The sequence below is a fragment of the Paraciimarium castrense LEGE 11436 genome (assembly GCF_056633055.1).
In genome coordinates this window covers 207,646-229,640 of record NZ_JBSJOW010000002.1, presented here as the reverse complement: position 1 = coordinate 229,640, position 21,995 = coordinate 207,646, and the positions used below count along the sequence as shown (strand labels likewise).

26 protein-coding genes are annotated in these 21,995 nt (G+C 66.9%); 11 read left to right on the top strand and 15 right to left on the bottom strand.

The annotated features are described in order from the left end of the window. The first annotated feature begins 27 nt into the window (after positions 1–27). On the top strand, positions 28–1,140 hold the full coding sequence (gene ald / locus ACWJIO_RS04950) for an alanine dehydrogenase (protein WP_193914463.1): 1,113 nt from the start codon (positions 28–30) through the stop codon (positions 1,138–1,140). Positions 1,141–1,159: 19 nt separating this feature from the next. After that, positions 1,160–1,594: a 23S rRNA (pseudouridine(1915)-N(3))-methyltransferase RlmH gene (locus tag ACWJIO_RS04945; protein WP_193814662.1), complete on the top strand. Its 435-nt coding sequence runs from the start codon at positions 1,160–1,162 to the stop codon at positions 1,592–1,594. Positions 1,595–1,606: 12 nt separating this feature from the next. Here the strand turns inward: ACWJIO_RS04945 and ACWJIO_RS04940 are convergent, their stop codons facing one another. The 13 genes from ACWJIO_RS04940 to ACWJIO_RS04880 form a co-directional block, all read right to left on the bottom strand. Continuing rightward, positions 1,607–2,689, bottom strand: a complete 1,083-nt coding sequence (locus ACWJIO_RS04940; RefSeq protein WP_480311762.1) for a DUF3326 domain-containing protein — start codon at positions 2,687–2,689, stop codon at positions 1,607–1,609. Continuing rightward, complete coding sequence (locus tag ACWJIO_RS04935) at positions 2,686–2,901, bottom strand: hypothetical protein (RefSeq protein WP_186698821.1); 216 nt, start codon at positions 2,899–2,901, stop codon at positions 2,686–2,688. The genes ACWJIO_RS04940 and ACWJIO_RS04935 overlap by 4 nt, the downstream gene beginning before the upstream one ends. Beyond that, positions 2,898–3,263 carry a 2Fe-2S iron-sulfur cluster binding domain-containing protein gene (locus ACWJIO_RS04930; protein ID WP_480311761.1) on the bottom strand — a complete coding sequence of 122 codons (366 nt, stop codon included), beginning with the start codon at positions 3,261–3,263 and terminating at the stop codon, positions 2,898–2,900. Before ACWJIO_RS04930 ends, ACWJIO_RS04935 begins: the two co-directional genes overlap by 4 nt. Next, on the bottom strand, positions 3,223–3,990 hold the full coding sequence (locus ACWJIO_RS04925; protein ID WP_480311760.1) for a TIGR02466 family protein: 768 nt from the start codon (positions 3,988–3,990) through the stop codon (positions 3,223–3,225). The genes ACWJIO_RS04930 and ACWJIO_RS04925 overlap by 41 nt, the downstream gene beginning before the upstream one ends. 36 nt (positions 3,991–4,026) lie before the next feature. Beyond that, positions 4,027–4,980, bottom strand: a complete 954-nt coding sequence (locus ACWJIO_RS04920; RefSeq protein WP_480311759.1) for a F0F1 ATP synthase subunit gamma — start codon at positions 4,978–4,980, stop codon at positions 4,027–4,029. 18 nt (positions 4,981–4,998) lie between these two features. Then, positions 4,999–6,516 carry a F0F1 ATP synthase subunit alpha gene (atpA, locus tag ACWJIO_RS04915; RefSeq protein ID WP_480311758.1) on the bottom strand — a complete coding sequence of 506 codons (1,518 nt, stop codon included), beginning with the start codon at positions 6,514–6,516 and terminating at the stop codon, positions 4,999–5,001. 92 nt (positions 6,517–6,608) lie between these two features. Then, positions 6,609–7,157, bottom strand: coding sequence for an ATP synthase F1 subunit delta (gene atpH / locus ACWJIO_RS04910; protein ID WP_480311757.1), 549 nt, complete (start codon positions 7,155–7,157; stop codon positions 6,609–6,611). Continuing rightward, positions 7,157–7,678: a F0F1 ATP synthase subunit B gene (locus tag ACWJIO_RS04905; RefSeq protein WP_480311756.1), complete on the bottom strand. Its 522-nt coding sequence runs from the start codon at positions 7,676–7,678 to the stop codon at positions 7,157–7,159. Before ACWJIO_RS04905 ends, atpH begins: the two co-directional genes overlap by 1 nt. Beyond that, positions 7,675–8,148, bottom strand: coding sequence for a F0F1 ATP synthase subunit B' (locus ACWJIO_RS04900; protein WP_480311755.1), 474 nt, complete (start codon positions 8,146–8,148; stop codon positions 7,675–7,677). Before ACWJIO_RS04900 ends, ACWJIO_RS04905 begins: the two co-directional genes overlap by 4 nt. 98 nt (positions 8,149–8,246) lie before the next feature. Beyond that, positions 8,247–8,495: an ATP synthase F0 subunit C gene (gene atpE, locus ACWJIO_RS04895; RefSeq protein WP_010315318.1), complete on the bottom strand. Its 249-nt coding sequence runs from the start codon at positions 8,493–8,495 to the stop codon at positions 8,247–8,249. 162 nt (positions 8,496–8,657) lie between these two features. Next, a complete protein-coding gene (atpB, locus tag ACWJIO_RS04890) occupies positions 8,658–9,386 on the bottom strand; it encodes a F0F1 ATP synthase subunit A (RefSeq protein WP_480311754.1) in 729 nt (242 codons plus the stop codon). 25 nt (positions 9,387–9,411) lie between these two features. Beyond that, positions 9,412–9,846, bottom strand: coding sequence for a hypothetical protein (locus tag ACWJIO_RS04885; protein ID WP_480311753.1), 435 nt, complete (start codon positions 9,844–9,846; stop codon positions 9,412–9,414). 81 nt (positions 9,847–9,927) lie between these two features. Next, complete coding sequence (locus tag ACWJIO_RS04880) at positions 9,928–11,178, bottom strand: class I SAM-dependent methyltransferase (protein ID WP_480311752.1); 1,251 nt, start codon at positions 11,176–11,178, stop codon at positions 9,928–9,930. Between the two features lie 171 nt (positions 11,179–11,349). Here ACWJIO_RS04880 and ACWJIO_RS04875 point away from each other — a divergent pair, with 171 nt between their 5' ends. From ACWJIO_RS04875 to ACWJIO_RS04845, 7 genes are all read left to right on the top strand, one after another. Continuing rightward, positions 11,350–14,367, top strand: coding sequence for a phycobilisome rod-core linker polypeptide (locus tag ACWJIO_RS04875; RefSeq protein ID WP_480311751.1), 3,018 nt, complete (start codon positions 11,350–11,352; stop codon positions 14,365–14,367). Positions 14,368–14,946: 579 nt separating this feature from the next. After that, positions 14,947–15,432, top strand: a complete 486-nt coding sequence (locus tag ACWJIO_RS04870) for a globin family protein (RefSeq protein ID WP_186698798.1) — start codon at positions 14,947–14,949, stop codon at positions 15,430–15,432. Positions 15,433–15,474: 42 nt separating this feature from the next. Beyond that, the gene (apcB, locus tag ACWJIO_RS04865) at positions 15,475–15,963 is read left to right on the top strand and encodes an allophycocyanin subunit beta (protein WP_186698796.1); all 489 of its coding nucleotides are present in this window, start codon (positions 15,475–15,477) and stop codon (positions 15,961–15,963) included. Between the two features lie 34 nt (positions 15,964–15,997). Beyond that, a complete protein-coding gene (locus ACWJIO_RS04860) occupies positions 15,998–16,198 on the top strand; it encodes a phycobilisome linker polypeptide (RefSeq protein WP_087068758.1) in 201 nt (66 codons plus the stop codon). A gap of 322 nt (positions 16,199–16,520) precedes the next feature. Continuing rightward, positions 16,521–17,618, top strand: a complete 1,098-nt coding sequence (locus tag ACWJIO_RS04855) for an FtsW/RodA/SpoVE family cell cycle protein (RefSeq protein ID WP_480311967.1) — start codon at positions 16,521–16,523, stop codon at positions 17,616–17,618. Between the two features lie 9 nt (positions 17,619–17,627). Then, a complete protein-coding gene (locus ACWJIO_RS04850; protein ID WP_480311750.1) occupies positions 17,628–18,356 on the top strand; it encodes a cytochrome c biogenesis CcdA family protein in 729 nt (242 codons plus the stop codon). A 4-nt stretch (positions 18,357–18,360) separates the two neighbouring features. After that, complete coding sequence (locus tag ACWJIO_RS04845; RefSeq protein WP_480311749.1) at positions 18,361–19,653, top strand: cytochrome c biogenesis ResB family protein; 1,293 nt, start codon at positions 18,361–18,363, stop codon at positions 19,651–19,653. Here ACWJIO_RS04845 and queF read toward each other — a convergent pair. Further along, positions 19,641–20,063, bottom strand: a complete 423-nt coding sequence (gene queF, locus ACWJIO_RS04840) for a preQ(1) synthase (RefSeq protein ID WP_480311965.1) — start codon at positions 20,061–20,063, stop codon at positions 19,641–19,643. The genes ACWJIO_RS04845 and queF overlap by 13 nt on opposite strands. 228 nt (positions 20,064–20,291) lie before the next feature. On the opposite strand from queF, the gene ACWJIO_RS04835 reads away from it, so the two are divergent. Beyond that, positions 20,292–20,630: a P-II family nitrogen regulator gene (locus ACWJIO_RS04835; RefSeq protein WP_186698784.1), complete on the top strand. Its 339-nt coding sequence runs from the start codon at positions 20,292–20,294 to the stop codon at positions 20,628–20,630. 77 nt (positions 20,631–20,707) lie between these two features. On the opposite strand, the gene ACWJIO_RS04830 is transcribed toward ACWJIO_RS04835, so the two are convergent. Further along, positions 20,708–21,574 carry a TlyA family RNA methyltransferase gene (locus tag ACWJIO_RS04830; protein WP_480311748.1) on the bottom strand — a complete coding sequence of 289 codons (867 nt, stop codon included), beginning with the start codon at positions 21,572–21,574 and terminating at the stop codon, positions 20,708–20,710. 126 nt (positions 21,575–21,700) lie between these two features. Between ACWJIO_RS04830 and ACWJIO_RS04825 the strand changes: the two genes are divergently transcribed. After that, positions 21,701–21,949 carry a hypothetical protein gene (locus tag ACWJIO_RS04825; RefSeq protein ID WP_480311747.1) on the top strand — a complete coding sequence of 83 codons (249 nt, stop codon included), beginning with the start codon at positions 21,701–21,703 and terminating at the stop codon, positions 21,947–21,949. Positions 21,950–21,995 lie beyond the last annotated feature (46 nt).

The following is a 21,995-nucleotide window of genomic DNA, read 5'->3' as shown; positions in this document are numbered from 1 at the left end:
GCTTCGTCCCTTCCCCTCACAGCGCCGATGGCGAGCATCGGTGTGCCCACGGAAATCAAGCGCGACGAGCGGCGCGTGGCCCTCACCCCCGATGGGGTGCGGGAGCTGGTGGGCCAGGGCATGGAGGTGCGGGTGCAGCAGGGCGCCGGCCTCGGCGCCGGCATGGAGGATGCCGACTTCAGCGCCGCCGGCGCCCGGCTGGTGAGCTGCGAGGAGGCCTGGGCCGCCCACCTGGTGGTGAAGGTGAAGGAACCCCAGCCCGAGGAATTCGTCTACCTGCGCAGCGACCTGGTGCTGTTCACCTATCTGCACCTCGCCGCCTACCCGGCCGTGGGCCGGGCCCTGCTGGAGGCGGGCACCACCTCCGTGGCCTACGAGACGGTGCAGCTGGAAGACACCAGCCTGCCCCTGCTGGCGCCGATGAGCGAGATCGCCGGTCGGCTGGCGGCCCAGGTGGGCGCCCATCTGCTGGAGAAGCCCCACGGCGGCCGCGGCATCCTGATGGGCGGCTGCACCGGTGTGCGGCCGGCCCGGGTGGTGGTGCTGGGGGCCGGCACCGTGGGCTGGAACGCCGCTCGCATCGCCGCCGCCATGGACGCCGAGGTGTTCCTGCTTGACCGTTCGCCCCAGCGCCTGCGCCAGCTGGAGGCCGACCGCCGCGGCAGGCTGGTGAATCTGGTCAGCAGCCGCAGCCTGGTGGAGCGCCTGGTGCCCGGTGCCGACCTGGTGATCGGGGCCGTGCTCACCCCGGGGGGGCGGGCCCCCACCCTGGTGGAGGAGGAGCTGGTGCAGCGGATGAAGCCGGGTTCGGTGATCGTGGATGTGGCCATCGACCAGGGGGGCTGCATCGCCACCAGCCGGGAGACCACCCACACCGAACCCGTGCATGCCGTGCACGGCGTGCAGCACTACGCCGTGGGCAACATGCCCGGGGCGGTGCCCTTCACCTCCACCGAGGCCCTGATGAGTGTCACCCTGCCCTACATCCTGGTGATGGCGGGCCGGGGGCTGGCGGAGGCCGTCACCGACCGGCCGGAGCTGCTCTCCGGGCTGAACACGGTGGATGGTGCGGTCTGCCATCCCGGCGTCGCCAGGGCCCTCGGCGTGTCGCCGCGGCACCCGATGGCCTGTCTGCGCTGAGCGGCGAGCCCCCCGCATGCTGAATCCGAGCCGGATCCGGATCCTCGCAGTGGGCAAGCTGCGCAGGAGCTGGGTGCGGGATGGACTGGCGCACTATGCCAAGCGCCTGCCGGGTCTCACGATCGTGGAGCTCAAGGACAGCGATCCCCTGCGCGAGGCGGAGGCGATCCGCGCCCAGCTGCGGCGCGATGAGCAGCTGATCGCCCTCAGCGAGGAGGGCCAGGTCCTGCCGTCGCGCCAGCTCGCCGCTCAGCTGCTGCAGCGCGGCTCCCTCAGGCTGGCCTTCGCGATCGGCGGGGCCGATGGTCTGCACGCCCAGCTCAAGACCGAGGCCAGCTGGCAGCTGAGCCTCTCGGCCCTCACCTTCCCCCATGAGCTGGCCCGGCTGCTGCTGGTGGAGCAGCTCTACAGGGCCCAGACCATCCTCCAGGGCGGGCCCTACCACCGGGAGTGAGGCCCCAGAGGTTCACCCCCCCGGGTTGAGGGGCGGCAGGGGCCGACTCAAGGCCGTGGGGCAGATCCCCTCCCGCAGGGCCAGCACCAGGCCGGCGGCCTCGCTGTAGCTGCGCGCCGGCAGCACCTCCAGCCCCAGGGCCGCCCCATCCACCTGCAGCACGCAGGGGTTCTCCACCGCGATCAGGGGCACACCCCGCTCGGCGCAGGCCAGCACCGCCGCTCCCCCCAGGGCACCGGCCGGAGCCACCACCGCTCCGATCTGCTCGGGCAGCAGCAGGTCCGGATCGGCCCAGGCCGGGCGGCCGTTGCAGAGCGGCACCAGGTCGGGGGCCCGGCTGAGGCCCACCAGCACACAGGGGAGGAAGGTGTGGCCGAGCTCTTCGGCGGCAGCCCTGGGGTCGAGGGCCGGGTCCAGGGGCAGGGCAGCCAAGGCGGGGGCATGGGCACAGGGCAGCCCCAGCTGATCGGTGAGCAGGTGGCTGATCACCGCCTCGGCACCGGCCAGGGCGTCGACGCCGGAGCCGTCCCGGTAGGCCGCCAGGGCCTCAGCATCGGCATCGTCCGGGAAGCGCGCCACCACGGCGATGGCCGTGGCTCCGGCGGCCCGCAGCCGTTCCGCCCCCTGCAGCAGCAGATCCGGCCGGCCCAGGCTGCCCCAGCTGGCCCCACTGGGGCCGAGCTCCAGGCGAACCTGCAGCGGCCCAGCGGTGCCCAGCACCGGGCCGATCGTGAGCCCCAGGGTGGCCCGGCAGGCGTCCACCACCTGAAGATGGCGCTGCAGCAGGGGCTGTTCAATGCCGTCGTCGAACAGGACCCCGAGCCGCTGGCTCCGCACCGGTCGCAGGGCCAGGGTGCCGCCAGCGAAGCGATCCAGGGCCGCCCCCTCCACATAGTGGATGCGGGGGTCCCGCCAATAGAGCGCCGCCCCGTTCATCACATTGGGATGGGTGATGAGACAGCCGCTGGCCGCTGCCAGCAGTCGGGCGGCAGGCAGGGCATCGCCGGCATAGCCCCCGAGGGCGCAGCCGATGCCCGTGGGCACCACCAACAGGGTGGGCAGCGGTGGCGACAGCACCGCTTCAGGGGCGATCACGGCCGGCCGGACGGGCCGATCACCACAGCTTCAAGGGTGAGGCCATCGCCGCACACTCCAGTGATGGCCCAGCGCAGCGGCCGGCCGTGCAAGGCCAGGGCCGCCAGCACCTGGGGGAGCAGGGCCCCCGGACAGCGCTGCAACCGCAGCTCGACAGATCTGAGCTCAAGCGAGCCGGGGGTGAGGAACTCGGCACTGGATGGGGCGCTCACTTCTGGTACTGGCCGAACTGGAGGTCGTACAGCGCGTCCTCCATGCAGGCCTTGAGGGTCAGGTCACTGGTGGGAAAGGACACACACAGCAGCGCATAGCCCTTCTCCTGCAACTCAGGCTTCACCCCCATGGCATCGGGCTGGCGCACCTGGCCCGTGCCGATCAGGGCCGCGCAGGTGGTGCAGACCCCGGAGCAGCAGGAACTGGGCAGGGGCACAGCGGCCAGCTCGGCCGCCGCCAGCACCGTCTGGTCGGCTCGACAGGGGAAGGTGTGGCTGGTGCCGTCGATCTCAGCAGTGATCGTGAAAGTCTGGGGCGCGTCAGTCACGGAGGCGTCCGGCGTCGGGCTGGGGTGCTCCATCCTCCCAGCCGAACGGTCCGCCCCCCAGATCCTGCCAGTGACCCGGATGGGGGGCCAGGTATTCCGGGGGGGCTGTTCCAGCCGGAGCCGTCAGCACGAGGTCCAGACTCAGGGAGCAGCGAATGCTGTCGGGATCGCGGTTCGGCAGCACCGCATGGTCAAGGCTGGCTGGGAACAGCACCAGCAGCCCGGCGCGGGGAGCCACATCCACCCAGGGGAGGGTCCAGTCCGAGGCTCGCAGGGGTCCGTCATGGCCCACGGCCATGCCCGGCACCAACTCGTTGCCCGTGGCCGGCGGGAACAGGCGCAGGCTGCCCTGCTTGCCACTGCCATCACCAGTGAAGTAATACACAGCGCTCAGATGGGCATTGGGATGGTGGTGGCGCCCCACCACCTGGCCGGCCTCGCTGAGCACGGGCCAACAGCGCTGCACATGCAGAGCCACGCGGTCGGGCGCAAAACCCAGTTGCTTCATGAAATCGGCGGCATGGCCACAGAGCTCTTGCACCAAGGGCGCAAAGGTGGCGTGGCGATGAAGTTGCCACACCCCCTGCAGATCGCCTGTCCAGGCGCAACCGGGCTCAGGGTTGCTGCAGGCATCGCCACGCAGCGCCAACAGATCCTGCAGCTGGATGGCCAGGTCCAGAGGATCAGGCCGTCGCTGCAGCTCGCCCAGGGCCACGGGGAACAGCGGCTTGAGATGGAGCTCGGAACCGGAAGGGTCCAAGGGAGGTCTTCGGCAGGTGGGAGCCGGCAGGCCCCCTCAGGCCATGGCGGCAGAGCCACCCACCACTTCCAGGATTTCCTGGGTGATGGCGGCCTGGCGGGCCTTGTTGTAGTCGAGCGTGAGCGTCTTGGCGAGGGCCTTGGCGTTGTCGCTGGCGTTGTTCATGGCCGTCATGCGGCTGGCCAGTTCTGAGGCTGCAGCTTCCTGGAGAGAGCGCAGCAACTGGTTCTGCATGTACAGGGGCAGCAGAGCATTCAGCAACTGCTCCGGGCTCTGGTCAAAGACGATGTCCGAGGGCAGGGCAGGGGCCGCGTTGTTGGCACTGCCGGCTTCCACCACCAGGCGACCTTCACGGGTGGTGAGCCGGAAGATCTCATCTTCAGGGGTGGCAATGCCCTGGGGATCCAGGGGCAGGAGAGTCTGAATGACAGGCCTGGAGCTCACCAGGTTGATGAACTTGGTGAAGATGATTTCCACCCGATCGGTGGAAGCGGAGAGGAATTCCGCCAGGATTTCGTTGGAAATCGTCCTGGCCTCATCGGCACTGGGCACCTGCTCAAGGCCGGTGAAGGTGGCACGGATGGTGTAGAGGCTGGAGCGGTTCTGGAAGTAGCTGATGGCCTTGCGGCCGATCAGCACCAGATCCACCTTGAAGCCCTGGCCCACCAACTCAGCGTGGCGCAGTTCCGTGCGCTTGATGATGTTGGCGTTGTAGCCACCGCAGAGGCCCCGATCACCTGTGACAGCCAGCAGGGTGATCTGATCCACAGGGCGGGACTCCAGCAGGGGAGCGTCCATGTCTTCAAACCCCATGCGCGACTGAAGGTTTTCGAGCACGCGAGCCAGGCGATCGGCAAAGGGACGACTGCGCAGCACCTGATCCTGGGCACGTCGCACCTTGGCTGCAGCCACCAGGCGCATCGCCTCAGTGATCTTGCGGGTGTTCTTGACCGAACTGATGCGGTCGCGGATCTCTTTGAGGTTGGCCATAGGTTCGTTCGCTCCTGCTCAGATTGAGGCCAACATGGTGGACTTCACCTCGGCAATGGCCTCTTTGAGCATGGCTTCCGCCTCCTCGCTGAGCACCTTCTCGGTTTGCACCTTCGAGATGTAGTCAGGCTTGTTGGACTTGAGATACTCCCGCAGCTCACGGCAGAACTGGGCCACCGCATCGGCCGGGACCTCGTCGATCAGGCCCTTGACCCCGGCATAGACCACGGCCACCTGCTCAGCCAGAATCAGGGGGCTGAACTGGGGCTGCTTGAGGATCTCGCGTAGCCGCTTGCCCCGCCCCAGCTGGGCCTGGGTCGCGGCATCCAGGTCTGAGGCGAACTGGGAGAAGGCGGCTAGTTCATCGAACTGGGCCAACTCGAGCTTCAAGGTGCCAGCGATCTTCTTGATCGCTTTGGTCTGGGCGGCACCGCCCACCCGGCTCACGGAGATGCCCACATTGATGGCGGGGCGCAGGCCGGAGTTGAACAGGTCGGAGCTGAGGAACACCTGGCCATCGGTGATCGAGATCACGTTGGTGGGGATGTAGGCCGACACGTCACCAGCCTGGGTCTCGATGATCGGCAAAGCGGTCATCGAGCCCTTGCCCATGGCATCGGAGAGCTTGGCGGCGCGCTCCAGCAGGCGGCTGTGGCAATAGAACACGTCGCCGGGGTAGGCCTCCCGCCCGGGTGGGCGGCGCAGCAGCAGAGACATCTGGCGGTAGGCCTGGGCCTGCTTGGTGAGGTCGTCGTAGATCACCAGGGTGGCCTTGCCCTTGTACATGAACGATTCAGCCAGGGCCGCACCCGTATAGGGGGCGAGGTACTGCAGAGCTGCAGATTCCGAGGCGCTGGCGGCTACCACGATGGTGTAGTCAAGGGCGCCCTTCTCGCGCAGCACCTCCACTACGTTGGCCACCGAGGCGGCCTTCTGGCCCACCGCCACGTAGACGCAGACCACGTCCTCGCCACGCTGGTTGATGATGGTATCGATGGCGATGGCGGTCTTGCCAGTCTGGCGGTCACCGATGATCAGTTCCCGCTGTCCCCGGCCGATGGGGATCATGGCGTCGATGGCCGTGATGCCCGTCTGCATCGGCTCGTGCACTGACTTGCGCTGGATGATGCCAGGCGCCATCGACTCGATCAGGCGTGTCTCGGTGGTGGCGATGTCGCCCTTGCCATCGATCGGCTGACCAAGGGCGTTCACCACCCGGCCGAGCATGGCATCGCCCACCGGCACGGCAGCGATCTTGCCGGTGGCCTTGACGGTGCTGCCCTCTTGGATGCCCCGACCCTCGCCCATCAGCACGACGCCGACGTTGTCGTCTTCGAGGTTGAGGGCGATCCCCTCGGTGCCATCCACGAATTCGACCAGTTCCCCGGCCATGGCCTGCTGCAGGCCGTAGACGCGGGCGATGCCATCGCCGATCTGCAGCACGGTGCCGACGTTGCTGACGGCCACCGACTTGTCGTAGTCCTCAATCTGCTGCTTGAGGATGGCGCTGATCTCGTCAGGACGGATGGAAACCATGGGAGAAATCCCCGCAGGGGGAGTGGAGGGGAACTGGGGGGAGAGTGATGGGGCGGGAGCGGCGACTCCCGAAGAAGAGCGGGCAGGGCCCTCTAGCCAACCTTGGCCAGGGCAAGACCGAGGCGACGAACCTGGCCGGAGAGGCTGGCGTCGACCACCTGGGAACCCACACTGACGATGAAACCGCCGATCAGGGCGGGATCGATCTGCAGATCGACCTCGACGGCATCGGTGCCTGCCAGGGCCTGCACCTTGGCGGTGAGCTGCTGCTGCTGCTCTTCGCTCAGGGGCGTGGCGGACGTGACAGTGGCCATGGCGATGTTGCGGAGCTCGCGGTACAGCTCAAGGAAGCGCATCAGCACGGCATCGAGCACGGCGATGCGCTGGCGATCAGCCAGCACTTTCAGCAGATTCTGGAGCGAGGCCGCAGTCTGGTCCTTGAACAGAGCGTCCAGGGCCGCCTTCTTGGCCTCAGGCTCCAGCACCGGTGAGGCCATGGCCTCGCGAAGCTGGGACGAGGCCTTCCAGATGGCCAGCAGGTCGCGGGCCTGGTCAGCCACGCTGTCGGTTTCCTCTCGGGCCTCGGTGACCTGCAGCAGCGCCTCCGCATAGGGGCTGGCGAGACTATTGAGCAGAGGCATCAGGCGTTCCCCAGATTCTGGATGGACTGATCGATCAGGCGGGCCTGGGCCGTGGCATCGAGCTTGCCGGGCAGGCTGGCGAGAGCCTTGTCGATCGCCTGCTGGGCGGCTTCCCGGCGCAGAGCTTCTGTGACCCTGGCGGCCTCGGCATCGAGATCGGCCATGGCGCCCTGCTTGAGGCGGGCCATCTCATCGATGGTTCGGGCCTCACTGTCGGCCCGAATGGCCGCTGCCCTGGCCTTGCCATCCACCCGAATCTGCTCGGCCTTCTGGTGGGCCGCGGCGAGGGCGCTCTGGGCCTCAGTCAGGCTGGCGTTGGCCTGGCTCAGGCGTTGCTCGGCATCGTCGAGATCCGTGAGGATGGCCGCCCTGCGGCGCTCAAGGATGCCGCCCAGAAACCCCGGAAGAAACTTCCAGAGAGCGACGATCACGATCACCAGATTGATGATGTTGGTCTCGAACAGGTCGAGGTTGAGACCAAAGCCGCCGTGGCTGGCGAAAAGAGGAAGCATTGGGGTCATGGCGCGGGAGCCAGCAGGCGGGAGACGATCAGATCGGCAAGCCCATCAGCATCCCCGCTGAGGCGGATGAGGGCCTGATCCCGTTGGCCATCGATCTGGCGCCGGACTTCTTCCCTCTTGGCGTTGGCGTCGGCAGTGGCCGCAGCCAGGGCGGAACGGTAGAGCTGGTCCATCTCCTGCTCGGCTTCCAGGATCAGCTGCTGGGCCTGCTGGCGAGCCTCTTTGAGCTGCTCACGCAGGTCGCCCTCCAGGCGCTCCACCTGGGCCAGCTTCTGCTTGGCGTCGGCGCGGCTGGTGCTGATGTAGCCCTCGCGCTCCTCAACAGCCCGGCCAACGGGGCGGAAGAACAGCGAGTTGAGGATGAAGGTGAGGAGAACGACCTGCACAGCCATCAGAGGCAGTGTGGCGTCGAGGTCGAAGAGACCTCCCTCGGGTGCGCCTGCTTCGGCGAGCAGAAGCCAGCTGGTCATGGGAATCGATGCGCTGGAGGGATCGGGATGGAAGGAGGGGCCGAGCTGCCAGACGGCAGGGGCATCAAGCCCCCACCGACCGTCCACTCAGAAGCCGATCAACCAGCGAAGGGGTTGGCGAACAGCAGCACCAGGGCAACCACGAGGCCGTAGATGGTGAGCGCCTCCATGAAGGCCAGCGAAAGCAGCAGGGTGCCGCGGATCTTGCCCTCGGCTTCGGGCTGGCGGGCGATGCCTTCAACGGCGCCGCCGGCAGCGGTGCCCTGACCGATGCCAGGGCCGATGGCGCCCAGGCCGACGGCCAGACCAGCGGCCACAACGGAAGCTGCGGAAGTGATGGAATCCATGGGGGAAGAAAAGATGGATGCGCTGGGACAGCGCTGAGTGGACGGAGGGATGAAATTCTCCTGCGCCTGGGACGTTGCCTGGGGTTGGAAACGGGCCCGGTGGCTACCGGACCTGCGCGCAGTGAGTTTGCCAGACCGGCGGACCGGGCCAGCTGAGCCGCTCTAGTGGTGCTCCTCGTGGACCGCTTCACCGATGTAGTAAGCGGCAAGGGTGGCAAAGATCAGAGCCTGGATCGCGCTGGTGAACAGGCCCAGGAACATCGCCGGAAGCGGCACCAGCAGGGGAACCAGAAAGGCCAGCACGGCCACAACCAATTCGTCGGCCAGGATATTGCCGAAAAGTCGGAAAGAGAGCGAAAGTGGTTTGGTGAAATCCTCGACGATCTTGAACGGGAGCATGATTGGCGTGGGCTCCACGTAATACTCAAAGTAACGAAGCCCTTTGCGGCTGAGGCCCGCGTAGAAGTAAGCAAGCGACACCAGCAGTGCCAGGGCAATAGTGGTGTTGATGTCGGCGGTTGGGGCGCCAAGCTCGCCGCTGGGCAGGTGGATCAGCTTCCAGGGAACCAGCGCTCCGCCCCAGTTGCTCACGAAGATGAACAGGAACAGCGTGCCGATGAAGGGCATCCAGTCTCTGTAGGCCCGTTCACCGATCTGCTCCCGGGAGAGGTCGCGGATGTAATCCCACAGAAACTCCAGCAGATTCTGGGTGCCGCGCGGGTCACGTTCGAGCTTGCGGGTTCCGGCGATCACCAGGGCCAACAGGGCACCGATCACAACCCAGGAGCTCAGGAACACCTGGCCATGGATCTTGAGGTTGCCCAGCTGCCAGTAGAGGTGTTGACCCACCTCAAGCTCGGCGAAAGTCAGAATGGAGGGCAGCGCAAGCATCGGGGGGATCAGGGGGACGGGGAATTCAGGCGTCGAGCACGGCCTGCAGGATCACTGCGGGCTTGTAGAGCAGGAACCCCAGGAAAGCAGGCAGCAGATCCAGCTGGGGCAGGCGGCAGGCGGCCAGCACAAGGAGAATGGGCACGAGCAGCTGGGCCTTGCCCATGCCGCGTCGCTCACCACCCAGTCGGGTGACGCTGCGCCCGAGCAGCCGCAGATAGAGGAGGGCGGCCGTAGCCCCCACCAGCACAGCGAACGCTGTGCTCCAGCTCAGGAGCAGACCGGTGGCCAGGAAGGCCACACCGCTGAGCAGCAGGGTGAGCTGCTGCAGCTTCAGTTGGAGACGGTGATACTCGGCCATGCCATTGTCCGGCTCGGCGGCATCGGCCTGGGGGGCTTGCGCGTCGGCAGCAGGGTCCACGTCCCCTGCCGGCTGGCCGGCATCAACCGATCCTGTCACCTGATCAGCCAAGGGCTGCCCAGGCAGGCAAGGTGGAGAAACCGACAACCGAGCCAACCCCTAGAAGGCGCGCGGAATCTATCACGCAGCCCCAGAAGCCAGTGGTAGCAACACCCGGGCGGCCAACAGCTCCCGGGCGGCGCCAAGTCGGCGTTGCCTCGATGCGTTGATTGTGTCGTCCGTCGGGCCGGCTGTCGAGCGCTCAGCAGGCAGGGCACCGATCGCCGTCCCCGGGGGGGCGGCCTCCAGGGCCTGCATGAGGGCCAGAGCCTCGTTGCTGAGGCTCAGAGGCATCAGATCCGGATCCAGCAGCTCCGTGGAGGGCCAGCCCCAGAGGCAGCGGTTGCGGATGCCGCCGGCTGCCAGCAGAGCTCCATCGTCATCCCAGCAGGGGCTGGGCAGCGCCCCCTGGGAGAGAAAGAACTCGAAGTGGCTGATCTCAGGGTCCAGATCCTCCACCAGAGCCCAGCGCTCCAAGTCAGGCAGGGCCTGGGCCCTCTCCAGCAGCTCGCCGCTCAGCAACCGGGCCGGGTCCCAGACGCCCGGATTGGAAAAGCCCGCAAATGAGAGCTCCGCGCTCTGCACGAAGGCCATCAATCGCTCCAGGTTGTAGCTGGTCTCCTGGGGATGGAGGTACATGTCGGCGAAGTTGGCCTCGGCCGCGGTGTCGAGGGCCCAACGCTGCTCGTGGTGCCGCCGTAGCCGGTTGGTCTCGGGCAGGTCGGCGAAGAGCTGGCGGCCCAGCCGCATCCCCTCGCTGCCGCTGCCCACCCCCAGACGGCCGAGGCTGCGCTGGATCCGGTGAATTTCCCAGCGCCCCCCATCGGCATACAGAAACAGATGCAGGAGGCCGCCGGGCCTGAGCAGGCCCGCCAGGGCCTTCAGTCCGGCCTCCGGCTGGCGCAGGTGATGCAGCACACCCACCGAGTTGATGTAGTCGAAGGGTCCCTCGCCGGCCAGGTCGAGCAGGCTGCGCTGCTCGATGCGCAGCTCCCCGACCTGCTGGGCGGCGCCGGAGCGGCGGGTGCGCTCCCGGGCCACGTCCAGGGCACCGGCACTGATATCCACCGCCAGCACCGACGAGCCCGGGTTGAGATGGCAGAGGTAGTCGGTGCTTACGCCAGTGCCGCAGCCGGCGTCCAGGATTCGCCAGGCCCGCCTGCCTGAGGGCCCGGGTGGCGGCAGGGCACCGCTGGCCGCCACCCAGGCGCTGTCGACACACCAGCGCCAGTTGTAGCCAGGAGGAGGCCCGTCCTGGAGCGGGTCGGCTGGGTAGGGGAAGCGGTCGTAGAAGGCGCTCACCACAGGGGTGGCGGCATCACTGGCAGACACGGCAGCAGGGCGATCTGGGGGCGAGCATTTCACGGCGGCCCCGGCGACAGGGCTGGACCGGGGGGGCTGCCGGGGCTGCCGGGGCTGCCGGGGCTGCAAACATTTGTTCAACAGCTCCCGGTGCTCCTGGCAACGAGCCGTAGGTTGGCGCGGCCCGGTTCGCTCTCGTCAATGACCGTGACCGCCAGCAGCGGCAGCACCAGGGTTGCTCCCCAGCGCTACGACACCCTGCCGCTGTCCAGCGTCCGTCAGGCGGAGCAGGAGGACCGCTTCCCTGATGGGGGGGAGCTGAACAACCTGGTCACGTTCTTTCAGAGCGGCCAGAGGCGGGTGGAGGCAGCCCGTCGCATTTCGGACAATGCCGACTTCATCGTGGCCAAGGCGGCCAACAGGATCTTCTCGGGTGGAACGCCGCTTTCCTACCTGGATGCGCCCCTCAGCCCTGCGGCCCGCTCGGGCAGCCAGACCGCCGTCCTGGCCGCAGATCAGGCCGCCTTCCGCCGTTCGGTCGAAACCTATGCAGGGGCCAGCGGCAGCACCGGCCGCGGCAGCCTGATCAGCCGTCTGCTGGACGGTGCTGGCGGCGACGCCGACGTGCGCGTGGTGCTGCCGACCGGCTTCTCGCCGATTGCGGTGGGTCTCTACGGCACCGCCAGGATGCGGAAATCGATCCGCGACCTCGCCTGGTTCCTGCGCTACGTGGGCTATGCCCTGGTGGCAGGCGACCCCAGCATCCTGGCCGTCAACACCCGCGGCCTCCGCGATGTGCTCGAGAAGGCCTGCTCCCTGACAGCCACCAACGTGGCCCTGCAGGAAATGCGGGCGGCCTCGGCCGGGCTGTTCAAGGGCGAGCCTGACACCCGCCAGCTGGTGATCCAGTATTTCAATGTGCTCATCGCCGAACTGGCGATTCCCACCCCCTCGGCACGCCAGCGTCTGGGCAGCCCGATGAGCCAGGGACTGCAACTCCCCGCCACCTACGCCCTCGGAGCCCAGGGCAAGGCCCTGCGCTTCGTGATGAAGCCGGCCATGACCGGGGCCCAGAAGGCCGAGGTGATCCGGGCGGCCTACCGCCAGGTCTTCGAGCGCGACATCGTCAAGGGCTACGGCCAGGAGGTGTGCTCCGTGGAAGCCACCCAGACGCGCCAGGGGCAGCTCTCGATGCGCGAGTTCATCCGCGCCCTCGGCCGCAGCCGCGACTACCAGAAGCAGTTTTACGGCCGCTTTTCCAACAGTCGGGCCGTGGAGCTGGCCTTCCGCCACTTCCTCGGCAGGGGCCTCAGCTCGAGAGAAGAGTTCACCGCCTACTTCGACATCATCAGTGCCCAGGGCCTGCCCGGCCTGGTCGACTGCCTGGTGAACTCGATGGAGTACGCCCGGGTCTTCGGTGAGGAGACCGTTCCCTACCTGCGCGACCTCGGCGAGGAAGCCCAGGAAAGCGCCGGCTGGGGTTCGAACCGCAAGCTCTTCCGCTTCAGCGCGCCCTTTGAGGGAGCGCCCCAGTACGTCACCCTCTACGCCTCCTACCGCCAGCCCTATCCCGATCAGCACCCCTACGGCGGCAGCAACGATCCGCTGGGCCTCACCTACGGTGCCATTTTCCCCTCCAGCACCGCCAAGGTGGCCACCCGTCCCGCCCCGTTCGGCTATGACAGTCGCCGCATCCTGATCGGCAACGGCCTGAACCAGCCCGGTCAGATGGACAGCCGCCAGTTCCGCAAGGCAGTTCCCCGGCGGGTCGGCCCCAAGGTGGTGCGCCTGCAGCAGATCGCCACCGGTGGCAACTCCGTGCCCCGCCGCGGCGGCCAGCCCAGTATCCGCGGCACCGAAGCCAGCACCCAGGCCGTGATCAATGCGGTGTATGTGCAGGTGCTCGGCAACGCCGGCTATGCCGGCGAGCGCAACAAGGTGGAAGAGATCAAGCTGGAGAACGGCGACATCAGCCTGAGGGAGTTCGTGCGCCAAGTGGCCCGCTCCAACGCCTTCCGCCGGCGCTACTGGAGCGGCCTCTACATCACCAAGGCCATTGAAGTGATGCATCGGCGCCTGTTGGGCCGCCCCAGCTTCGGCCGCTGGGAAATCGATGCCTACTTCGACACGGCAGCCCGCCAGGGCTTCTATGGCGTCATCGACGCCATGCTCAACAGCCGGGAGTACAACGACTGCTTCGGCGAGGACACGGTTCCCTTCGAGCGCTTCATCACCCCTGCCGATCGGAGCGCCCGCAAGGTTCCTGGCCTGAATCGGCCCTTCAACGCCGCCGCCTACCCGGACCTCACTCCCACCAAGCGCCCCGAAGTGGCTCCGCCCCTGGCCGTGCGCACCGTTGGCGACATCACCCCCCGCAACCTTCCCCAGCGCGACAGCGTCATCCGCGGCAGTTGGAGCGCCAAGGTTGCCGGTGGCGAGGTCAGCCGTCCTGCCGGTTCCCGGACAGCCAGCAACAGTGTCCGCCAGCAGCCGGCTCCGGAACGCACCTGGCGCGCTCCCGGAGTGAATGCTTTCTGGAGCACTCCCGGTGGCCAGGGATTTGAGAGCCCCTCTGCCCCCCAGGCTCCGCTCGTCGGTGGCTGGACCAAGGCCGTTGGGGGCAACCTGGCCACGGCACCGGCCCTGCAGCCTGGAGAGGCCATGCAACGGGCCCTGCGTCCCGGCCAGCCGCAGGGCTTCGGCCGGCGCCAGGGCCTCGGACGTCCGGTCCGCGTGGGCCGCACCGCCAGCGAGGCCCAGGTGCAGGAAGCCGTCACCAGCACCTACCGCCAACTGCTCAACCGCATTCCCCTGGCGGTCGAGCGCCTCAAGGACGCCGAGTCCCAGTTCCGCAACGTCCAGCTGACGGCTGCCGAATTCGTGGCCCAGGTGGCCACCGGTGAATTGTTTCAGCAGCGGCTCAACCGCATGGCGCCGCTGCGGGCTGCTTCTGCGGCCTACCTGGCCCTGCTGGGACGGGCAGCCCAGCCCCAGGAAGTGAGCCGTTATCTGGCCACGAGGGCCGCCTCCGGTCAGGTCGCAGCCGTACAGGAGCTGCTGAACAGCCAGGAGTACGCCGAGGCCTTCGGACAGGACACCGTTCCCTATGTGCGCGGCCTGGCCACCGCTGACGGCATTCCCCTCAGCACCGTGAACCGGACGGCGGCTCTCTATGGTGGCAACGGGGGGTTGAATCCAGCCCCCCGTGGAGCGATTTAGCTGGGTCCCAAGTCCCCTCCTGGGCTGCGCACAGACGCCCAGACCCCTGAGGAGCAAGGCCCCGTGAGCTCACCTAGGCCAGAGGCCACAGGCTCGAAGCTATGACGCTGCTCGTTCAGCCTCCAGCCCTCGGCCACCTGAACGGTTCCGATCCGATGGCTACAGATGACATGGCCGCCACCAATCTGTCGATGCACGCTAGATGAGCGGCTGAGGCATTAACGCCCATCAGAGCAACATCTTCTCCTTCGGAGCACTCCAACGTGAGGTTATGCATCGCAGGAAAAATATGCCTCCACAGCAATTCTTTGCCGTATCCGCTGAAGACAACAGTCACCCCCTACGACGCCCCTAGCCAGGAGCGTCGTAGGGTTTATTCACTATTGGAAACATCCGCCAAACCCCTTGCGCGCCAGTGCTTTTCCTTCAGCGTCTGGCCATGAAGAACTGTTACCGGAGCAGGAGCCATGGCGGGGCCTTGGCGCAGAATGATTCGGCGATCGGCGCGAGTCGATCACTCCCTTACCCACCGGATACCGGTCTCCGTCAAGGCGGCCGCTTGTTTCGAGGCAGAACTGCATGAGCATCGTCTCCAACTCGATCATCAACGCGGACGCCGAAGCCCGCTATCTCAGCCCTGGCGAACTCGACCAGATCAAATCCTTCGTGACTGCCGGCCAGCGCCGTGTGCGCGTGGCCCAGGTCCTGAGCGAGAGCCGCGAACGCATCGTCAAAACCGCCGGGGGTGCGCTGTTCCAGCGGCGTCCCGACGTCATCTCCCCTGGCGGCAACGCCTATGGCGAGGAGATGACCGCGTCTTGCCTGCGGGACATGGACTACTACCTGCGCCTGGTCACCTACGGCGTTGTGGCCGGTGATGTGACACCCATTGAGGAAATCGGGATCATCGGTGCCAAGGAGATGTACCGCTCCCTGGGCACGCCTCTCGATGCGATGGCCGAGGCTGTCCGCGAGATGAAGAACGTGGCCACCGGCATGCTCACGGGTGGTGACGCCGAAGAAGCTGGTTTCTACTTCGACTACGTCATCGGCGCCCTCTCCTGAGGCTGCTCATTCCCTTTTCCTCCTACGCCTTCAGCAGGATTCATGCAAGACGCCATCACCAACGTCATTAATCAGGCCGACGTTCAAGGCCTGTATCTCGACGGCTCCGCCATGGGTCGTCTGGAGCAGTACTTCGCCAGCGGTGAGCTGCGCGTCCGTGCCGCCGCCACGATCAGTGCCAACGCTTCCGGCATCATCAAAGAGGCCGTCGCTAAGTCTCTGTTGTATTCGGACATCACCCGTCCGGGCGGCAACATGTACACCTGCCGTCGTTATGCGGCCTGCATTCGCGACCTCGACTACTACCTGCGCTATGCCACCTACGCCATGCTGGCAGGTGACACCTCCATCCTGGATGAGCGGGTGCTCAACGGCCTCAAGGAAACCTACAACTCCCTGGGTGTGCCCATCGGCGCCACGGTTCAGTCGATCCAGGCCATGAAGGAAGTCACCGCTTCCTTGGTGGGCCCCGATGCCGGCCGTGAAATGGCCGTTTACTTCGACTATATCTGCTCGGGTCTGGGTAACTGATCCAGAGTTTCCGTCTATCCCTGCGGATCACTCCATGCGCCTGTTCAAAATCACTGCCTGCATCCCTTGCCCTGAGAAGTCGCGAACCCAGCGCGAACTTCAAAACACCTACTTCACCAAGTGGGTGCCCTATGAGAGCTGGTTTGCTGAACAGCAGCGAATCATGAAACAGGGCGGCAAGATTCTCAAAGTTGAATTGGCCACCGGCCGCCGTCAGGTCAACGTTGGCAACTGAGCGAATCACTGATCTCTCAGGCCTCTCCTGAGAAATCATCTGATCAGCCCGGCCCCGTGCCGGGCTTTTTCATGCCCATCCGGTTGCGGCCATCCGTGAGAGGACAGCTGCATGGGCGGACTCAAGACTCGACAATCAGGGGTGAGGCGCGGCTCAATGGGAGTCCTTCCTGGTTCTGCCAGGACCCGATGTCCAGTTCGTGACCTCCACTGCTGCGCCAACAGCCGCACGACCGCGACGGCCAGGCCGCCGTCCCCACGCCGTAACCCCGGAGCGGACCCTCTGGCCCTGGCCTTGGGCCCAGTGGCCGGCGGAAGCACGTCTGCTCCTGGCCCTGGTTGGCCTGTGGAGCCTGATGGGCTTACTGGTGCTCGCCTCCGCTAGTTGGTGGGTGGCCGAGCGGGAGATGGGGGATGGCGCCTTCTATCTCAAGCGCCAGCTGATCTGGATGCTGGCGAGCTGGGGATTGCTGTGGATGGCGGTGCGCACCAGCCTGCGGCGCTGGCTTCACCTGGCTCCGCTCGCCCTGCTGGTCTTCACGTTGCTTGTGGCCGCCACGTTGGTGGTGGGCAGCACCGTGAATGGCGCCAGTCGCTGGTTGGTGCTGGGCCCCATCCAGATCCAGCCCTCCGAGCTGGTGAAGCCCTTCGTGGTGCTGCAGGGGGCCGCCCTGTTCGCCCACTGGCGCCGCATCAGCCTCGATCAGAAACTGCTGTGGTTGGGTGTGTTTGGAACCCTGATCCTGCTGGTGCTCAAACAGCCCAACCTCAGCACCGCCGCTCTCACCGGGCTGTTGCTCTGGCTGATGGCCCTGGCCGCTGGGGTGGGGCTGCCACTGCTGCTGGGAGCCGCCACCGCGGGGGGCCTGCTGGGCTCGGCCAGCATCCTGATCAACGACTACCAGCGGCTGCGGGTCATCTCGTTCCTGGACCCCTGGCGGGACGCCCAGGGCGATGGCTATCAGCTGGTACAGAGCCTCCTGGCCATCGGCTCCGGTGGGCTGCTCGGGGAGGGCTTCGGCCTCTCGACCCAGAAGCTCCAATACCTACCGATCCAGACCACCGACTTCATCTTTGCCGTCTACGCCGAGGAGTTCGGCTACGTGGGCTCGGTGGCACTGCTGCTGTTCCTGCTCCTGTTCGGCTTTGTGGGGGTGCGGGTGGCGCTCAGTTGCCGCAGCAACCAGCAGAGGCTCGTGGCCATGGGGGCCACCACCTTGCTGGTGGGCCAGTCAATTCTCAACATTGCCGTGGCCAGCGGGGCCATGCCCACCACGGGGCTGCCGCTGCCCCTGATCAGCTACGGGGGCAATTCCCTGCTGGCCAGCCTGCTGATCTGCGGTCTGCTGATTCGCTGCTCCCTGGAATCAGGGGGCCTCAGCACCGAACCCCGCCGCCGTCGACCGCAGCCGGCCCGATAGGCTGGAGTCATGATCGAAGCTGGCGCAGCACTGGCCGATTGGGCCCGCTACAGCGAGCTGCTGCTTCGGAATTCTCTTCAGCATCCCGGGCCCGCCACCGTGCTTCTGGTGTTCGCCGGAGGTGTGCTGACCAGCCTGGGCCCATGCTCCCTCTCGCTGCTGCCGGTCACCCTGGCCTACCTCGCCGGGTTCAGCGGCCAGAGCGAGGCAGGCCGGCCCTGGCTGCGCAGCGCCAGCTTCGCTGCCGGGATCGTTGCCGCCCTGGTGCTGCTGGGGCTGGCCAGTGGGCTGCTCGGCAGGATCTATGGCCAGATTCCCGGTCTGATTCCCACCATCGTGGCCCTGATCGCCCTGGCGATGGGCCTCAACCTGCTGGGCTGGCTCCCCTTGCAGCTTCCTGCCGGCCCGGATCCCGAACGCTGGCGCCAGCATGTTCCCGCCCCCCTGGCTCCCCTGGCTGCGGGCCTTGCCTTTGGCCTTGCCGCCACGCCCTGCACCACGCCCGTGCTGGCGGTGCTGCTGGCCTGGATGGCCCAGGTGGGCAAGCCCCTGGTGGGCATGCTGTTGCTCACCAGCTTCGGCGCCGGCCAGGTGATGCCTCTGCTGCTGGCCGGCACCGTGGCCGCCAGCCTGCAGGGCCTGCTCAGCCTGCGGCGCCTGGGTCAATGGGTGCCACCCCTGAGCGGCGCCGTGCTGCTGGCGACGGGACTGGTGATGCTGGTCGCCAACTGGACCTGACCCCATGAGTGCCCTGCAACGCCTGGCTGGCTGGATTGCCGATCTGCGTCTGGCCATCGGTCTCCTGATCGTGATCGCCATCGCCAGCGGTGTCGGCACCGCCATTCCCCAGAAAGAGCCTGAAGGCCTCTACCACCAGCTCTACGACCCCCAGCCCTGGCTGGGGGTGCTCAATGCCGACAGGGTGCTCGGCCTGGAACTCGACCATGTGTATTCCAGCCACTGGTTCCTGGCCCTGCTGGCCTGGTTGGCCCTCTCGCTTCTGCTGTGCAGCTGGCGGCGCCAGTGGCCTGCCCTGCGGGCCTCGCTGCGCTGGATCGATTACCGCAGCCCGCGCCAGCTGAGCAAGCTGAACGTGGCCGAAACGCGGGCGTGCGACGACGCCAGCGCCGATCTGCAACGCCTGGAGGAAAGGCTGCGGGCCGAGGGCTGGCAGGTGCAGCGCCAGCCCGATCGCCTCGCCGCCCGGCGGGGAGTCCTGGGGCGGGTGGGGCCCCTGCTGGTGCATGCCGGCATGGTGGTGCTGATGCTGGGGGCCGCCTGGGGAGCTCTCGGGGGCCAGCGGGCTGAGCAATTCCTGGCACCTGGCCGCAGCCTGGAGCTGGTGGACAGCCGCGGCCACAGCACCCTCACCCTCGCCCTCGACAGCTTTGCGGTGGAGCGCGATCCCGCCGGGCGGCCGGAACAGTTCCGCTCCGACCTGCGGCTGCTGGAAGGCGATGGCGAGACCGGCACGCTGCTGAAGGCCTCCCAGATCAGCGTCAACCACCCCTTGCGCTTCCAGGGCGTCACCCTTTACCAGGCCGACTGGGGCCTGGCCGCCATCACCGTCCAACTGGGGCGCAGCCCGCTGCTGCAGCTGCCCCTGCAGAGCTTCCCTGAGCTGGGAGAGCAGATCTGGGGCCTGGTGCTGCCCACCAGGCCCGATGGGACTGATCCAGTGCTGCTCAGCCTCAGCAGCGAGCAGGGACCGGTGGAGGTGTTCGGCGCCGATGGCTCCAGGCTCGGCCAACTGGGGATCGGCGCCGCTCCCCTGGAGATCAATGGGCTGCCTGTACGGGTGGATTCGGTGCTGCCGGCCAGTGGCATCCTGCTCAAGCGCGATCCAGGCGTCCCCCTGGTGTATTCGGGCTTTGCCATCGCCCTGGTCGGCGGCGGCCTGAGCCTGCTGGCCACCCGCCAGCTCTGGGCGATCGCCGAGGTGGGGCGGTTGCACGTGGCCGGGCTGTGCAACCGCAACCTCACCGCCTTTGCACGGGAACTACCCGAATTGCTCAACCCGCCTCAGCAGGCCTGACGGCTGCCATGGCTCACTGTGACCACCGTGTGCACATTGCCGCGGGGGTTGAAATCGGCTTGCAGCTGCATCCACTGCGGCTCGCAGGCTGCCACGAAGTCGTCCAGGATCCGGTTGGCCACCTCCTCATGGGAGATGCTGCGATCGCGGTAGCTGTTCACATACAGCTTGATGGCCTTCAGCTCCATGACCCGGGGACCGGGCTGGTAGAGCAGACGCAGGGTGGCGAAATCGGGGTAGCCCGAGAACGGACAAAGGCAGGTGAATTCCGGGAGGGTGATGGCGATGTCGTAGGGACGCCCCGGCCGGGGATTGTCGAAGCAGATCAACCGGCACTCGGCGATCGCCCGTTCGCCGTAGAGGGGTGTCTGGGTCTGCTCCGCAACGGAGCTGGCGCTCGCCTCGGGGATGGCAGGTGGCGTGGACAAGGCTGGGCACAGAGCTGACGCAGGCCATGATGACTGAAACCAACGGAGGGCCTGGGGGCCACGGCCTGCCGGTTGCAAGCGGGGATCCTGTCAGGGCGCTGGCCGAGTAGCATCGGCTACGACAACACCCCCCTGGCTCGGGCGTAATGGACCCCTCTCCGCCAAAAGCGGGGAACCCTGAGATCCTGATCGTCCAGCCCACCGGTATCCATGAAAAAAGTAGAGGCCATCATTCGGCCCTTTAAGCTTGAAGATGTCAAGATTGCCCTGGTCAATGCCGGCATCGTGGGCATGACAGTCAGCGAGGTTCGCGGCTTTGGTCGGCAGAAAGGTCAGGTGGAGCGCTACCGGGGTTCTGAATTCACGGTGGAATTCCTCCAGAAGCTCAAGCTGGAAATCGTGGTGGATGATGACAAAGTCGACACCGTGGTCAATGCGATTCAAGACGCGGCTCGCACCGGTGAAATCGGCGACGGCAAGATCTTCGTGGGCACCATCGATGGGGTGATCCGCATCCGCACCGGTGATCGCGACAGCGGCGCCATCTGAGCTCGCCGGCTCTGAAGCTCTGAGTTCTAGGGATCACCAGGGGGCCTCTCGGCCCCCTGGCCACGGCAATCTTCCCCTCAGGGGGTGGCCAGGGTGGAAGCCACGCATGCACTGATCGCTTCAATCCGCTCTTTGGGGTCCAGTGGCAAGGCCCAGCTCGCCTCAGCAGGAACGCTCACCAGGGCTGCCGAACGCAGCCAGAGCAGGTATTCGTGGTTGCCGGCCGGGCCTGTGATCGGAGACGCCACCAGGCCTGGGGCCTGAAGTCCTTGCTGTTCAGCGGCCCTCAGCACCGCCGTGATGGCTCCGACATGGGCCTCTGGGCTGCGCACCACACCCCCTTTGCCCACCTGGCCCCGACCCACCTCAAACTGGGGTTTCACCAGCAGAATCAGATCGTGAGTGCCACGAGGGGGAGCGTCCCCCAGCAGCCCCAGCAGGGCTGGCAGCACCAGGGCAAGGGAGATGAATGACACATCAGCCACCGCCAGATCGGGCCGGGGGTCGGCGGCCCCGAACAGAGCTTCGGGACTGAGATGGCGCAGATTGGTGCGCTCCTTGAGCACCACCCGCGGGTCGCAGCGCAGCCGCCAGGCCGTCTGGCCGTAACCCACATCAATGCCGTACACCCGCGCAGCCCCGTGCTGCAGCAGGCAGTCGGTGAAACCGCCCGTCGAGATGCCGCCATCGACACAGACTCGACCGCTGACCGGGAGCGGGAAAACGGCCAGGGCCGTCTCCAGTTTCTCGCCTCCGCGCGACACATAGCGAGGCAGCTGCAGCACCTGCAGCGGCAGCACAGCTGCCACGGCCATGCCGGGTTTATCGAGCAAACGCTCACCGCTGCGCACCCGACCGGCCCTGATCAGCACCTGGGCCTGCTGGCGTGTCTCCACCAAGCCGCGGGCCACCAGTTCCAGATCCAGGCGCTGTTTCGAAGCCACGACTCCGGGAGCGGACAGGTGTTGCCGTTCCCTGATCAAACCACAAGGTAAACGGAACAGATTGCGTGATTGTCCACGGCGGCCCCCGCAGCCACCTGAAGATGGCCCCAGCCCCCGAGCGGCAGTATGCAGTCCAGCGCAGCCAGCATTCCACCCACAGCCCAGGTGGCCGACCTGGAGCGCCACCGTCAGTCGGCCCAGCTCATCGAGGCCCTGACCCCTGGCAGCTTTGTCACGCTGCGCAACCAGCCCCCCGACCTCCCCCCCTTCCAGCTGATCCAGTGCCGGGGTGGGCGCTGCTGGGTGCGCCAACAGAGCTGGGGGGCGATGGTGCAGTGGGAGGTGGGCCACCGCCAGCTCAGGGCCCTGACCTGAACAGCTTCGGCGCAGCAGAACCGCCCCCGTCGGGCACCTTTCAGCG